The organism is Desulfovibrio sp. JC010 (assembly GCF_010470675.1).
Taxonomy (GTDB): domain Bacteria; phylum Desulfobacterota; class Desulfovibrionia; order Desulfovibrionales; family Desulfovibrionaceae; genus Maridesulfovibrio.
This window is the reverse complement of the sequence record NZ_VOIQ01000003.1, coordinates 68,432-82,710: the sequence shown is the minus strand read 5'-3', so window position 1 is coordinate 82,710 and position 14,279 is coordinate 68,432. Positions and strand designations below refer to the sequence as shown.

At 50.3% G+C, this 14,279-nt stretch carries 13 protein-coding genes; 10 read left to right on the top strand and 3 right to left on the bottom strand.

The features are described 5' to 3' along the window. Positions 1-43: 43 nt before the first annotated feature. From FMR86_RS04340 to FMR86_RS04300, 9 genes are all read left to right on the top strand, one after another. Positions 44-1,945 (top strand): SurA N-terminal domain-containing protein, encoded by a 1,902-nt coding sequence (locus FMR86_RS04340; protein ID WP_163349860.1) that lies wholly within the window; start codon positions 44-46, stop codon positions 1,943-1,945. A 185-nt stretch (positions 1,946-2,130) separates the two neighbouring features. After that, positions 2,131-3,315, top strand: coding sequence for a bifunctional glutamate N-acetyltransferase/amino-acid acetyltransferase ArgJ (gene argJ / locus FMR86_RS04335; RefSeq protein WP_163349859.1), 1,185 nt, complete (start codon positions 2,131-2,133; stop codon positions 3,313-3,315). A gap of 36 nt (positions 3,316-3,351) precedes the next feature. After that, a complete protein-coding gene (locus FMR86_RS04330) occupies positions 3,352-3,969 on the top strand; it encodes an HD family hydrolase (RefSeq protein ID WP_163349858.1) in 618 nt (205 codons plus the stop codon). 157 nt (positions 3,970-4,126) lie between these two features. Then, positions 4,127-4,939 carry an ABC transporter permease gene (locus FMR86_RS04325; protein ID WP_163349857.1) on the top strand — a complete coding sequence of 271 codons (813 nt, stop codon included), beginning with the start codon at positions 4,127-4,129 and terminating at the stop codon, positions 4,937-4,939. Between the two features lie 9 nt (positions 4,940-4,948). Next, positions 4,949-5,788 carry an ABC transporter ATP-binding protein gene (locus tag FMR86_RS04320; protein ID WP_239057135.1) on the top strand — a complete coding sequence of 280 codons (840 nt, stop codon included), beginning with the start codon at positions 4,949-4,951 and terminating at the stop codon, positions 5,786-5,788. An 18-nt stretch (positions 5,789-5,806) separates the two neighbouring features. Then, a complete protein-coding gene (mlaD, locus tag FMR86_RS04315; protein ID WP_163349856.1) occupies positions 5,807-6,253 on the top strand; it encodes an outer membrane lipid asymmetry maintenance protein MlaD in 447 nt (148 codons plus the stop codon). 34 nt (positions 6,254-6,287) lie between these two features. Further along, positions 6,288-6,956 (top strand): ABC transporter substrate-binding protein, encoded by a 669-nt coding sequence (locus FMR86_RS04310; RefSeq protein WP_163349855.1) that lies wholly within the window; start codon positions 6,288-6,290, stop codon positions 6,954-6,956. A 12-nt stretch (positions 6,957-6,968) separates the two neighbouring features. After that, complete coding sequence (locus FMR86_RS04305; protein ID WP_163349854.1) at positions 6,969-7,874, top strand: VacJ family lipoprotein; 906 nt, start codon at positions 6,969-6,971, stop codon at positions 7,872-7,874. A 5-nt stretch (positions 7,875-7,879) separates the two neighbouring features. Next, positions 7,880-8,371, top strand: coding sequence for a YfcE family phosphodiesterase (locus FMR86_RS04300; RefSeq protein ID WP_163349853.1), 492 nt, complete (start codon positions 7,880-7,882; stop codon positions 8,369-8,371). A 72-nt stretch (positions 8,372-8,443) separates the two neighbouring features. On the opposite strand, the gene FMR86_RS04295 is transcribed toward FMR86_RS04300, so the two are convergent. Together FMR86_RS04295 and FMR86_RS04290 are read right to left on the bottom strand one after the other, a co-directional pair. Then, entirely contained in the window at positions 8,444-8,665 is a 222-nt protein-coding gene (locus FMR86_RS04295) for a hypothetical protein (RefSeq protein ID WP_163349852.1), read from the bottom strand. 25 nt (positions 8,666-8,690) lie between these two features. Then, positions 8,691-9,290 (bottom strand): MarC family protein, encoded by a 600-nt coding sequence (locus FMR86_RS04290; RefSeq protein ID WP_163349851.1) that lies wholly within the window; start codon positions 9,288-9,290, stop codon positions 8,691-8,693. Between the two features lie 266 nt (positions 9,291-9,556). Here FMR86_RS04290 and FMR86_RS04285 point away from each other — a divergent pair, with 266 nt between their 5' ends. Next, positions 9,557-11,593 carry a methyl-accepting chemotaxis protein gene (locus FMR86_RS04285; protein ID WP_163349850.1) on the top strand — a complete coding sequence of 679 codons (2,037 nt, stop codon included), beginning with the start codon at positions 9,557-9,559 and terminating at the stop codon, positions 11,591-11,593. Between the two features lie 171 nt (positions 11,594-11,764). Here FMR86_RS04285 and secA read toward each other — a convergent pair whose 3' ends face one another. Continuing rightward, complete coding sequence (secA, locus tag FMR86_RS04280; protein ID WP_163349849.1) at positions 11,765-14,278, bottom strand: preprotein translocase subunit SecA; 2,514 nt, start codon at positions 14,276-14,278, stop codon at positions 11,765-11,767. Position 14,279: the final 1 nt, after the last annotated feature.

The window sequence follows — 14,279 nt, the reverse complement described above, 5'->3', positions numbered from 1 at the left end:
CATTAGAAAGCAGCATCTGCTGCAAACGGAGAATGAAGAAGCCATGATGGACATTCTGCGCCAAAATTCCCAGAGCTGGTTGATTAAACTTATGCTCTTCATCATCGCCGCTGTTTTTGTACTTGCCTTCAGCACAGGCGGATTCGACGGCAACACTGATCCGGTTATCGCTTATGTCAACGACGAGCCGGTTCCCACTCAGGAATTCATGCAGGTTTACCGCGAAACAGCCGAAGCTATGCGGGCCCAGAATCCCAACATTGACTCCGACCAGCTTCAGTCGCCTGAATTCAAAAAAGCAGTGCTTGAGCAGATGGTCAGCAAAAAGCTTCTTGAAGCTGAAGCACGGAAGCTGGGGCTCTCTGTTTCCAACAATGAGCTTTCCTACAGCATCAGACAGATTCCCGCTTTCAGCGGTGCGGAAGGTAAGTTTGATATGAATCTTTATCAGGCTTTCCTGCAGAGCAGATCCATGTCTGCCGCTACTTTTGAAAATAACATGCGCAACAGTGCCTTGATCCGCAAGCTTCAGCAGTACGTAACCCTGCCGGTCAAGCCCTCTGAAGCCGAAGCTCGTGAGCTTTTCAACACCGCTTCTGAAAAAGTCCAGATCGACTACTACTATATTCCCAGCGCGGACCTGGTGAAGCATGTAAAGATCAGTGATAAGAGCATTGAAAGTTTCTACAAAAGCAATCCTGATAAGTTTACTATTCCTGCCCGCTCCGTAGTCAAATACATTGCTTTCACCCCGGAAGAACTCTCTATCAACGAGACAGTGACTCCCGACGAAGTCAAGGCTTACTACGAAGCAAACAAAGATTCTTTCCAGCAGGATGAGCAGGTCAAAGCCCGTCACATCCTCATCGCAGTGGATGAAAACGGATCCGACAAGGACGTTGCGGCAGCTGAAAAGAAAATCAAAAAAGTTCTCGCCAAAGCCAAGTCCGGTCAGGATTTCGGCAAACTGGCTGAAAAATACTCTGAAGGCCCCAGCAGCTCCAAAGGCGGAGAGCTGGGCTGGTTCGGAAAAGGAGCCATGGTTAAACCTTTTGAAGATGCAGCTTTTGCTCTCAAAAAGGGTGAAGTCAGCAAGCCCGTACGTACCCGTTTCGGCTGGCACCTGATCAAGGTTGAAGACATTCGTAAAGCCGGCCAGAAAGAACTGGATCAGGTCAAGGATGAAATCAGCACCATCATTGCTCAGGAAAAGGCAGCTGATTCCATCAGCGATAAACTCGACCATGCCATTGACCTGCTTGCCTCCGGCATGAAGCTGGACAAAGTTTCAGAAGAACTGGGCATAGGTTCCAAGAAAAGCGATCAGGCTACTGTCCAGAACCTGTCTCAGGCTTTCGGCATGACTGAAAGTGCAGCTCAGACCATCATCGGTCTGCCCAAAGACAGCTCCACAGAAATGCCTGTAGCAATTGACGGCGGCTATCTCCTCGTTGAAAAAGAAGAAGATATCCCTCCGTCCCTAAGTCCGCTCAAAGATGTTAAGGAAGACATCAAAAACTTCCTGACCCAGAAACACGCCATTGAGCTGGCTAAAGCCAAGGCGACTGTCCTCATGGGACAGCTGCAGGCAAAAGACTCTGAGGCCAAAATCCTGAAGTCCATCAAGAAAGACCTCAAAACTTCCGAACCCTTCGGACGTGACGGTTTTGTCCCCGGTCTGGGCATGAACCCCAGACTGGCTCAGGCTGCTTTTGCTGCCCCCAAGGACAAATGGCTCTCTGAAGCATTTGAATTCCCGGGCGGCTTCATCGTTGCCCGTGTGGATGAACGCATTCCTCCCAAGGAGGAAGCCTGGACCGCTCAGAAGGACATGTTCATGAATGCCATTTTCCAGCAGCGCAGCAATGAAGTCTTCAATTCCTTCCTTACCGAACTGCGATCCAAAGCGAAAGTTGACTACATTCGCAAGGACCTCCTGAACTAATACGGTCACACCAAGATCATAAAAACGGGTCTGTTCTTGTCGAACAGACCCGTTTTTTTATACGAAACACAACAACTTTTGTTTTAAACAGTTATTTTACCTTGCACAGTTTTTTCCTACGGAGTAACAGCTTTACACTAAGGCTTGTTATTATAGGAGTAGGAAAGACCATAGGATGAAAGACCATGCTTCAAATCCCCCAAGGATATAAATTCGCAGCTCTTGAAGCCGGATTCAAATACAGCGGCCGCAATGATCTGGCCCTGATAATCAGTGATGTCCCCGCTGTGGGCGCAGCCGTTTTCACAAAAAATAAATTTCAGGCCGCTCCGGTGACCGTGGGTAAAGAGATTCTGGCTGAATCACAAATTGTGCGCGGAGCCATTATCAATGCCGGGCTGGCCAATGCCTGCACCGGGGCTGAAGGAATTGAAGACTGCAGGGAAAGCCTTGTACTGGCAGCCAAATATCTTTCCATCAGTGACCGGGACCTGCTGCCCGCATCCACCGGAGTCATCGGCCCCCGTTTCAATATGGACAGATGGCGCGAAGCAGCACCCAGGCTGAAAAAAGCACTGTCCGACAATGACCCGGTCAAGGCCGCCAAAGCGATCATGACCACGGACAAATTTCCTAAACTGGCCTGGGGTGAAATCATCTGTGACGGCAAGCCCGTGCGCATACTCGGCATGTGTAAAGGAGCAGGCATGATTTCCCCGGACATGGCCACCATGCTCGGCTTTGTGACCTGCGATGCGGAAGTCGATCCCCTGTGGTGGCAGGAAGCCCTGCGCCGCTGCATCGACAAAAGCTTCAACTGTGTCACAGTAGACGGAGACACCAGCACCAATGATACGGTCATGGCCTTTGCCAACGGTGCTTCCGGTGTGAAGGCTGACAATGATCACATAAAAGATGCCATCGAAGCCCTGCTTCTGGATATCTGCCAGCAGCTTTCCTACATGATTGTTCAGGATGCCGAAGGCGGAACCAAAGTCATGCACATCAATGTGACCGGAGCGGCATCTGATGAAGATGCGCAGCTTATCGTCCGGGCTGTGGGCAACTCTCCGCTGGTCAAGACTGCACTCTTCGGCGAAGACCCCAACTGGGGCCGCATTGTCGCCGCAGCAGGCCGCAGCGGAGCTGAGTTTGATCCCGAAAAGCTGACCTTAAGTTTCGGCAAAATCGTGGTCTTTGAAAAAGGTAAGCCTGTGGAAGGCGACATGGACGCCCTACTGGAACCGATCATGCGCAAACAGGATGTTCAGGTTAACATCACCCTCGGCGACGGCAAAGGATCATCCCTGCTTCAGGCGTCCGACCTGACCCGCGAATATATCAGCATCAATGCCGACTACAGGTCATAATAATTTCACAATCCCCTGTCAGAACCAGATATTTATATGATGAAAAACCTTAAAAACCGCGACAAGATGACCAGACTTGCCGATTTCCTCTTTGAGGTCGGCATGCTGCGCAAAACCCCGCGTACCGGATACCAGTTCTTAGGCACTGGTTCCGAATCCGTAGCCGACCACTCCTACCGGGTGGCGGTACTTGGTTACGTACTGGCCGACATGGCCGGAGCGGATATGGCCCGTACAGTATTCATGTGTTTGTTCCATGACCTGCATGAAGCCCGCACCGGGGACTTCAACTACGTAAACCGTATCTATAACCGCAGCTACCGGGACCGGGCTCTGCGCCACACATTGGCCGGAACCGGGCTGGAAGACAAAATTTTCCCCCACTGGGAGGAACTGGAAGAGTGTGAGACCCTTGAATCAAAACTGGCTCAGGATGCAGACCAGCTTGACTTCATTCTCAATCTCAAGGAAGAGCTGGACATGGGCAACCCCTATGCAGGAAAATGGCTGGAATCGGCCTTAAAACGGCTGCGCACTGAAGAAGGACAGCAATTGGCCGATAAAATAGCTGAAACTGACCACAAGGACTGGTGGTATCTCGGCCCTCCGCCAAGCTGGTGGGAGAACAAAAACGGCCTTGATGATGAGGATTGATAAAAGTTTGCGGGTAAAAACTCACCCGGTCAATGAAATTACTGCCGTTACAGGCTTTTCACTCTTTTATTTTCCTGATCACTGTGCTAAGTGGACGGTTTAGGCTGAGTAACTACTGAATTAACTTTTTTATACAGAATTTATATATAAAACGACCATGTCCCAAGCTGAATCCGAAAACAAAATGCTCCTGCCCTTAAACCTGCTGGGTAAATACTGTATGCACCTGCTCTCCGAAGCAGGTGCCATGTTCATTTTCCTGCTGGACGGCATTTTTCACGTATTCAGTTCTCTGGGAATCTTCCAAAAAACGGTAAAAGAACTTTACTTCATCGGAGTAAAATCTCTTACTGTCATCTCCCTGATCGGGCTTTTTACGGGCATGGTTGTCGGTCTCCAGACCCAGTATGCGTTATCCAAATTCGGCTCCGACGGTTTCCTGGGCGCAGCAGTGGCCCTTTCTCTGGTCCGTGAACTAGGTCCGGTACTCACCGCCATCATGCTCACCGGACGCGCCGGGTCTTCCATGACCGCTGAAATCGGGGTCATGCGTATTTCCGAACAGATTGACGCCCTTGAGCTCATGGACATCAACCCTATGAGCTATCTGGTCAGCCCCAAGCTGCTGGCATCGCTTATTTCCTTTCCCATACTGACCGCCCTTTTCGACCTGATCGGCATTGCAGGCGGCTACATGACCGGAGTCTCACTGCTGGGCGGTAATTCCGGAGTATACTGGCACCGGGTGCACACAGCCCTGGGCTGGGACGATATTTCCGCCGGATTCAACAAATCCCTTGTTTTTGCTGTGCTGGTCTGTACCGTATGCTGCTTTCAGGGTTATTTCACCCACCACCGCAAAGACGGCAAAGGCCCCGAAGGCGTGAGTCAGGCAACAACAACCGCTGTAGTCATGTCCTGTGTGCTGGTCCTCGTGGCCGACTACATCATAACCTCCATACTTCTCTAGAGGGACCTGATGAGCAGCACAGCACCTGATATTAAAATCGAGAACCTGACCATCGGCTATGACGACACGCCGGTGGTATCAAATATCAACGCCACCCTTCCCGGCGGGGGAATTTCGGTCATTCTCGGACGTTCCGGATGCGGCAAATCAACCCTGCTTAAGAACATCCTCAAGCTGAACACTCCCATGGATGGAGCTGTTTATCTTGGCAGGCACAATATTTACGAACTCAAACGCAAGGCATTCCGCTGCCTCAAGCAGCGCATCGGTGTTCTCTTTCAGGACGGCGCACTGCTCGGTGCCCTGAACCTGTTCGACAACGTGGCCCTGCCTTTGCGTGAGCACACCAGACTTAAGCAGCCTGAAATCTACGAGGTGGTCAAAGCAAAGCTCAGTCTCGTGGGTCTTGAAGAATTCATGGATTATTATCCCAACGAACTTTCAGGCGGCATGCGCAAAAGAGCCGGACTGGCCCGGGCCATGGTCATGGACCCGGACATCCTCTTCTGCGACGAGCCGACATCCGGACTTGATCCCATCAACTCGGCTGAGCTGGACGGGCTGCTGCTGGAACTCAAAGAACGATTCGACATGACCATCGTCGTTGTCAGCCATGATCTGGCCAGCATGGAAACCATTGCCGACTACGTTGTAGTGCTCGGTGAAGGAAAAACACTTTTCAAGGGACACAAAGAAGAGCTTGTAGCTACGGAAGATCCCTATTTAAGACAGTTTCTGGATCGTGAAGGCGAAAAACGGGAAGCCCCCCGTCTGACCATGGCCCCCCTTGATCCTGCAGTAATGAAAATGGATTGCGCCAAATACATTGGCGATTTGAACAGCAATTAAATGCATATGGACTTCGGCATGAAAAAATATCCTAAAGAAACAGCGGTCGGCATCTTCGTCTTTCTCGGTTTACTCTGTATTATATATATGAGTGTAAAACTTGGTGACGTCCATGTGTTTGCCGATGACCATTACCATGTGCAGGCCAGCTTCAACGACATCACCGGGCTGCGGGTCAATTCCCCGGTGGAAATGATGGGTGTACCCATCGGGCGGGTGAATAAAATCGAACTTGACCTGGAAAAGCAGAAAGCAGTGCTGACCCTGAGCATTGAAAACCGCATAGAACTTACTGACGACGCCATTGCCTCGGTTAAGACCAGCGGACTGATCGGCGACAAATATATCAAGATAACCCCCGGAGGAGTGGGTGATCCCATCGAACCGGGTGGAGTTATAATTGAAACTGAGTCAGCAATTGATATTGAAGACTTGATCAGTAAGTATGTTTTTGGCAATGTCTAAAAAACAACCTCAAATAAATAATCGGTTCTCAAAAATGAAAAGAACATTATCCATAATTATCATCGCCCTGCTCCTTTCCAGCTTTGCCGGAACCTGTTTCGCGGCAGCTGACAACTCCCCCATGGTCCGCCTGCGGTCCGGGATTCAGGGAGTAATCGAAATTCTCAACGATCCCCAGTACAAGGGGAACCCTGAGATGCGGGAAAATCAAATTCTCAAAATCCGCGAAACCATAAAGGATTTCTTCAATTTTGAAGAGCTTTCCAAACGCTCTGTTGGCCGCCCGTGGCTGCAGTTCACCCCCGAAGAACAGGAAAGATTCGTGGGCCTTTTCACTGATCTGCTGGAGCAGACCTACCTCGCAAGAATCGAAGATTATTCCGGTGAAAAAGTCGCATTTGACAAAGAGACAATAATTAAGGGAAAATACGCCCAAGTAGATACCCGCTTGCTGACCGGCAAGCAGGATATTCCTGTTTTCTACCGTATGAAACTTAAAGACGGTGAATGGGATGTTTATGATGTAAAGATTGAAGGCGTCAGCCTGGTCAAAAACTACCGGACCCAGTTTTCCGGAATTCTTGACACCACCAACGATAAAACTTTTGCCGCCAGCAAAAAAGATCTCTTTGACCGTCTTGAAAAGAAGTGCGAAGAGTTGAAATTCAACCCCAAAGCCGCAGCTGAAAACGGCAAGAAATAACGGAAAACAACCATGACCCGGAACTACTCCACAACCATCCTTGCCTTTCTGGTGTTCGCAGTTATCCTGCTGACCTTTCCTTCCAAGGTCCGGTCAGCGGAAAGCACTGAGCCGGTGATGGTCGCACAAGTGGCATCAGGTGTAATCGGCGAAGTCAAAAACAATCCTGAAGAATACGCTGACGATGAATTCAGCGAAGATATGTGGGGCGACTCCGAGCATCACGAGGCGGCTTCCGCTTCTGATCCGTGGCAGGGCTATAACCGGGCCATGTTCAAGTTCAACGATTACCTGTACTTCAACATCATGAAGCCCATCACCAAGGGTTACATGTACGTGGTGCCCTTAAGACCCAGAACATGGACCAACAACTTTTTCCAGAATATCCTCTACCCTGTGCGTTTCACCAGCTGTGTTCTGCAGGGTAAATTCTATACTGCCGGTGCCGAGACATCCAAATTCATCGCCAACTCCATTTTCGGAATGGGCGGACTCGGTAACGTCGCCGGTGAAGCACAATCCACCATGCCTCTGTACATGGGAGCAGAAGACATGGGCCAGACTTTCGGAGTCTGGGGCATTCCCAACGGCCCGTACTTCGTGCTGCCCTTCCTCGGCCCCTCCACCGTACGTGACGCTGTGGGTGTAGGGATCGATACCTTCGCGCTCAACCCCTTCTGGTGGTTCGGCATTCCCTGGTACTACTCCGCCTCCGCAGGCGCGTACAACCAGATCAACAAACTTTCATTCCACATCGGGGAATACGAATCCCTCAAGGAAGGCTCCATTGATCCTTACCTTGCCCTCAGGGATGCTTACCTGAGCTACCGCGCCAAGCAGGTTCAGGATGCTAAGATTGACCCCAACAAACCCAAACCGCAGATGACCACCAACCCGGATGCGGTTCCCGAAAAATAATTGCCGTGAAAATCGCAGTTATCTCTGACACACACCTCCGTGAGCCTGATCAAAGGCTCACGGAGGTTTTTAATAAGTACCTTGCAGATGCGGACCTGCTCCTGCATTGCGGGGACATGGTCACCTTTTCCATGTGGCAGTTCTTCTGCCAGCATCCCAACTTCCACGCCGCACTGGGCAATTGCGATGAATGGGTTCTTTCCGATCATATACAGCCGCTGGAATCCGTTAATTTCCACGGCCTGCGCATAGGCATCGCCCACGGCTGGGGAGCGCGTTCACAAGTATCCCGCAATGTAGCCGATTCCTTCGGACCTGACTTTGATCTCGTCTGCTACGGACATACCCATATTCAGGACTGGTCTATCGTCAACGGAGTGCAGATGCTCAATCCCGGCAGCCTGACCTCGCCCCGCGACGAACGCCCGCCCTGCGTAGCATTTGTAGAAGTAGACAACGAACAAAACATGGAATGCTCTTTCGTGCCTGTGGATTAAAACGTAATTTCAAAAAAAGAGGGGGAGATGTGTACACATCTCCCCCTCTTTTTTTGAAATAAAAAATTGTTTTTACGCAAACGGATCACTAAGCAACTTATACTCACCGTTCTTTTCTTCAAAAATCCCTTTTCCCGCCATATCGGCAAGCATTGTTTTGATCTTACCGATTTCGCCGGGCGCAAGGACTTTGCCGCCTTCCATCTCCAAATACGACAGAGGCAGATACTCAGCCTTGCCTCTCTTGAACAATGCAACCAGAAATTTTTCAGTCAGTTTTTTAGCTCCAGCCATCTGCATATCCTCCTTTCAGAAACAACTAGTTGAGCATGAAATTACGCACCCCGGTAAAGAATATCTGGGCAGCGATGGACGCGACAAACAGCCCGGTCAAGCGGCTCATGATGTTCAAACCGCGTCTTCCCAGCAGCCGTTTGAGGCTTGAGGATACAAATAACAGAATTCCTACTGTTAATACAGCAGCAACAAGAGCACCGCAGGCCAAAGCCATATCTTTATACCCCTGCACGGATGAACCCATGACCAGCAGAGCACCGATGGTTCCGGGACCGACCACAATGGGTATGGCAAGGGGAACCACAGCAATATCGTCATCCTCATTACCGGCGTCGAACTTCTTGCCCCCGCCGTTAACCATATTCAGGGCTGAAAGAAAAAGCACCGCCCCAGCACCGATACGGAAAGCATCAAGAGTAATCCCGAACAGCTCGAAGATGTAACGGCCATAGAGGTAAAGAACCACAGAGCTGATAATAACGGCCACAGTAACCTTCACAGCTGTTTTCTTCCGCTCACTTGGGGTCATTTCCTGTGTCAGGGACAGGAAGGCTGAGATGGCGAAAAACGGGGTCAGGACAAAGAAAAGTTTCAGATAGGTTTGGAAGAAAGTTGCGAGCATGATTTTGCACTCACTGTTAAAATTTTTAATATTAAATGGTGAGATCACCTTTTGTTTGAATTTGATGGAGCTCTCTAACGCTCATTGATTATTCGATCAATAGAAAAATGACCACTTTTTAAAAAAATACATAACTAAAATTATTTCTTTCTTAAAATAATATTTTCTTTGGATTTTCCTTCCAGTCTATCAGCCGGATATGTTATATAATACAACAGCACACTTATATATAACGTAATAACAACACATACACCCAGGAGATTCTGATGTTTAAAAACATGAAGCTGGCAATGAAATTGGGATTGAGTTTCGCACTCATGATCTTTCTCAGTGCTGCCATGGCCTATGTTGGCTATGACGGTATGAGTGGAATTGAAGACAGGGTTGATAAGGCTGATGATGTCAACCGCATGGTCCGTATAATCCTTGAAACCCGGATGAGTGAAAAAAATTACATGCTCCGGGCAGAAGAAGATTACCTGAAAAAACACGCCGAGTTGATCAGCACCTTGAAGTCGCAGGTAAAAACCACAAACACAAAGTTCTCCCAGAAAATCAATCATGACCAGATGACCGAACTGAACGCGGCCGTGGATAAATACAACAATGCTTTTACCGGTTATGTGGAGCTGGTCAAAAAACGAGATGAAACCATGGAGCTGATGCGGGCAGAGGCCCGTACCGCCCTTTCCGGACTGGAAAAGGTGCGTTCAGACCAGAAAGAACAACTGGACTCCATCCTCAGTAACACCCGCCAAAAAATAGTAGCCGGAATCCGCAGGTCTGAATTTGGAACTATCAGCACTCTTTACAATAAAGGGCAGCAGGACATCGAAGACAAGCTGACCAAGGCAGACGATGCCAACCGAGCCATCAAATGGTTCATCACCGCCCGCAAAAATGAAAAAGAATACATAATCTCATCCGACCCCAAATATCTGGAAATGGTCAGGGATGACATTGTTCAGATTGAAAAACTCATTCAGGACCTCAAACGAAGGTTTATCAACCCGGCCAATATCGCGCAGGTAGAAGGAGTGCTTAAATCCATTTCCGGATACTACACTAATTTCCATAACTATACCGGACTCATGGCCCAACAGGTTGAAGCTGAAAAGATCATGGTTGAAGCGGCAAGGGGTGCGGACGCACAGTGCCGTGCCGCACGTGCCGACCAGAAAGCCAAAATGCTGGTCCAGATTGAAACTTCCAGCACGCTGCTTTTCAGCGGTGCACTCATCGCCCTCATACTCGGCCTGCTGACCGCATTTATCCTGACCAAAGCCATCACCGGCCCCATTCAGATGGGCGTCCGTTTTGCACAGCGCATGGCTCAGGGAGACTTTACCCGCACACTGGATATCGATCAGAAAGATGAGGTAGGAATCCTTGCCGCCGCCTTGAACAACATGGTTAACCGTCTTTCCGTGGTAGTAGCCGAAGTGGGCAGTGCCACTGAAAACGTGGCCTCGGGTAGCGAAGAACTTTCCGCCACCGCCGAATCACTTTCACAAGCCTCCACAGAGCAGGCTGCCAATGTGGAAGAAGTATCCTCCTCTATGGAACAAATGACTGCTAACATCCGCCAGAATGCAGAAAACGCCCAGCAGACTGAATCCATTGCCGTGCAGTCCGCACAGCAGGCCGAAGAAAGCGGTGATGCGGTAACTCAGGCTGTGGACGCCATGAAAAATATTGCGGAAAAAATTTCCATCATTGAAGAAATCGCCCGCCAGACCAACCTCCTGGCCCTGAATGCCGCCATCGAAGCAGCCCGGGCAGGAGAACACGGCAAAGGCTTTGCCGTTGTAGCCGCAGAGGTACGCAAGCTTGCCGAACGCAGTGGTGAAGCGGCCCGTGAAATCGGGGACCTGTCCACCGGAACAGTGGATATGGCCGAAAAAGCAGGGGAGATGCTGGTCCAGCTGGTGCCGGATATCAAACGCACCGCTGAACTGGTGCAGGAAATAACCGCAGGAAGCAGCGAGCAGCTCAGCGGAGCAGAACAGATCAACAAAGCCGTGCAGCAACTTGATCAGGTCACCCAGCAGAATGCCTCCGCTTCTGAGGAAATGGCTTCCACTTCCGAAGAACTCTCCAGTCAGGCAGAAGAACTGCAGCAGACCATGGGCTTCTTCAGGGTTAACAACAACGGCAATGCACACGTTCCCCACGCCCTGCCTGCCGCTCACGCAGCTCCCGGACAGAAACAGACCGCACCGCAGGCTGAAAGCGAAGGTTCGGCAGGTCTGGCATTGGACATGGGCAGTAATTTCTCTGATGGGGATTTTAAAAAGTTTTAGGAATGCCTCCGGCGGCCAAAGAAACTTTTTGAAAAAAAAGTTTCTTTGGACTCTTCAAAAACTCTTATCGGGTCTTCGCCGCTCCGTATGAAAATTACTTGCTAGTTTAAACAAAAAGCCTCCCGTGAACATTTCACGGGAGGCTTAAATTATCGCTTGTGTCTGCCGGGATTATTTACCGCAGCACTTCTTGTACTTCTTGCCGCTTCCGCAGGGGCAGGGATCATTGCGGCCTACCTTGGGTTCACTGCGTCGTTTGGGTTTTTTCTTGGTCTCGGTTTCCTCTGAATCGGAATATTCGAGATCGGATTTGCTTTCCTTGTGCTGGAATTCATCTTCGCGAACCTCGGTTTCAATGCGCAGGTGGCAGAGCGCGCGCACGGTGTTTTCCTTGATGCGATCCAGCATTTCGCGGAAGAGCTCAAAACCTTCACGCTTGTACTCGTGCTTGGGATCCTTCTGACCGTAGCCGCGCAGACCGATACCTTCACGCAGGTGATCCATGTTCAGCAGATGCTCTTTCCAGTTGCGGTCAAGGGCTTCCAGCAGGAAGTAACGCTGAATCTCGTGGTAGTGGTCGCCCGCGCTTTCCGCCAGTACACCGAGGATTTCCTGAACCCATTCTTCGGCCTGTTCACGGGTGGGCAATGCTTCCTTGAATTCCTCATTACGGCTCAGACCGCAGAGTTCATCAAGACGGACACGGACCATTTCCTCGGTCTCTTCGTCAAGGGGTTTACCCTTGGCTTCTTCAACAGGGTAGAATGCATCTTCAAAAAGTTCTTCCACAAACTCGGCGGTCATCTCGGACATATCTTCGGAGTTCATGACATCGCGGCGCAGGGTGTAAATTACTTCACGCTGCTGGTTCATGACGTTGTCATAATCGAGGAGTTGTTTACGGATTTCAAAGTTGTGGCCTTCGACCTTCTTCTGGGAATTCTCAATGGCCTTGGTGACCATGCCGTTCTCAATAGGCTCACCTTCTTCCATGCCCAGCTTGTCCATGATCCCGGCGATACGGTCGGAACCGAACAAACGCATGAGATCATCATCAAGGGCAAGGTAAAAACGGGTGGAACCGGGGTCACCCTGACGGCCGGAACGACCACGCAGCTGGTTGTCGATACGGCGTGATTCGTGACGCTCGGTACCGATGATATGCAGACCGCCAGCATCCAGAACACCTTCACCTAGCTTGATGTCAGTACCACGTCCGGCCATGTTGGTGGCGATGGTTACGTGGCCCTTGTGTCCGGCCTCGGCAACGATCTCCGCTTCCTGCTGGTGGTGCTTTGCGTTGAGCACGTTGTGGGGAATCTTGCGCTTCTTGAGCAGGCTGGAAACCAGTTCCGACTTCTCAATGGAGACAGTACCGACCAGCACAGGCTGACCTTTCTTGTACTTGGCGGCAATATCATCGGCAATGGCGTTGTATTTCTCACGCTGAGTCTTGTAGATGGAGTCAGGGTGGTCTTTACGGATCATTGCGGTGTTGGTGGGGATGACGATTACTTCCAGATCGTAAATCTGTGCGAATTCAACACTTTCGGTATCCGCGGTACCGGTCATACCGGCCAGTTTATTGTACATGCGGAAGTAATTCTGGAAGGTGATGGAAGCAAGGGTCTGGTTCTCGGACTCGACCTTAACGCCTTCTTTCGCTTCAAGAGCCTGATGCAGACCGTCGGAGAAGCGGCGGCCGGGCATGAGGCGGCCTGTGAATTCATCAACAATAACCACCTGACCGTCTTTAACGATGTAATCAACATCACGCCCAAAAAGGTGGTGGGCTTTGATGCCCTGCATGATGTGGTGCTGAAAAGAAATATGCTGGGAGTCGTAGAGGTTGTCGATACCCAGAATCTGTTCGCATTTCATGACCCCGTCATCGGTCATGGTGATGGAACGGCCCTTTTCATCAACTTCAAAATCCTTATCCCTTTTAAGCAGGGGAATAATGGAGTTGACCCGGCCGTACATGGAGGTGGCATCGTCGGATGCACCGGAAATAATCAGCGGGGTACGCGCTTCATCAATGAGGATGGAGTCAACCTCATCCACGATACAAAAATTCAGTTCACCCTGAACCAGCTGTTCTTTGTAGAACTTCATGTTGTCGCGCAGGTAGTCGAAACCGAATTCGTTGTTGGTACCGTAGGTGATGTCGCAGCCGTAAGCTTCCTGACGCTCTTCATCACTGAGCCCATGCACAACCACTCCGACAGTCAATCCGAGAAAATTGTAGAGCCGGCCCATCCACTCGGCATCACGCTTGGCAAGATAATCGTTAACGGTAATCAGGTGTACGCCTTTGCCGGAAAGAGCATTGAGGACTGCCGGAAGGGTCGCCACAAGGGTTTTACCTTCACCGGTCTTCATTTCGGCGATACGTCCGCTGTGCAGGACCATGCCGCCGACCATCTGTACATCGTAATGGCGCATTTCAAGGGAACGGATACCAGCCTCGCGCACGAGAGCGAAAACTTCTACCAGAATATCATCAAGGGAAGTGCCTGCGGCAACCTGCTCTTTATATTCAGCTATCTTCTGCGGAAACTGCTCATCTGTAAGCTTTTGCATTTCCGGTTCAAGGGCAGCTATCTGATCAATCTGCGGCTTCAACTTTTTAATAAATCTTTCATTTCGTGAACCGAACAGCTTGGAAACAATCAAATTAAACATC